Source organism: Cellulophaga sp. 20_2_10 (assembly GCF_023476645.1).
Taxonomy (GTDB): domain Bacteria; phylum Bacteroidota; class Bacteroidia; order Flavobacteriales; family Flavobacteriaceae; genus Cellulophaga.
In genome coordinates this window covers 31,266-31,727 of record NZ_JAMCOJ010000002.1, presented here as the reverse complement: position 1 = coordinate 31,727, position 462 = coordinate 31,266, and the positions used below count along the sequence as shown (strand labels likewise).

Genomic DNA, 462 nt, shown 5'->3' with positions numbered 1-462 from the left:
ATACAGTTAGAAATGATAAAATAATATGCTTAAAAAAATATTTTTCTATAGTTGGTTTTTAGTGTTTTGGGTGAGCTGCGCCCAAAATAAATCTAAAACAATGACTGAAAAGACTGCCATAACTAAAGAAAACTTTAATGAATTAATGAAGAATAAAGTTAAGTTATATGATGAGCAACCTATGTATTTACTTCGTGTTAACCAAGAGTATTGTACCTACGAGGTTTTGGTAAATGATTTTCCTGTAAAGAAATACTATAGAAGTGGTAAACTGGCTACAGCCATAAAAATAAATAGAGCTATATTAAAAAGTGGTCCACAAAAGGTTACCATACGTATGTACCCCTATGGAGATTTACTACAACAAGAATTTGGAGAAGATCAGCCTTATATGAGCACCTTAAAAAAAGGCAGCGCTATGCTTGTAGAGGTTGTAAAAGTGCCAGATTGGAAAAACTATAA

Annotated in this window: 1 pseudogene; it reads left to right on the top strand. The window is 31.6% G+C overall.

Features of this window, described 5'->3' with window-relative positions:
* Nucleotides 1-100 precede the first annotated feature (100 nt).
* A pseudogene (locus tag M4I21_RS03990) lies at nt 101-462 on the top strand (hypothetical protein); the annotation flags it as partial.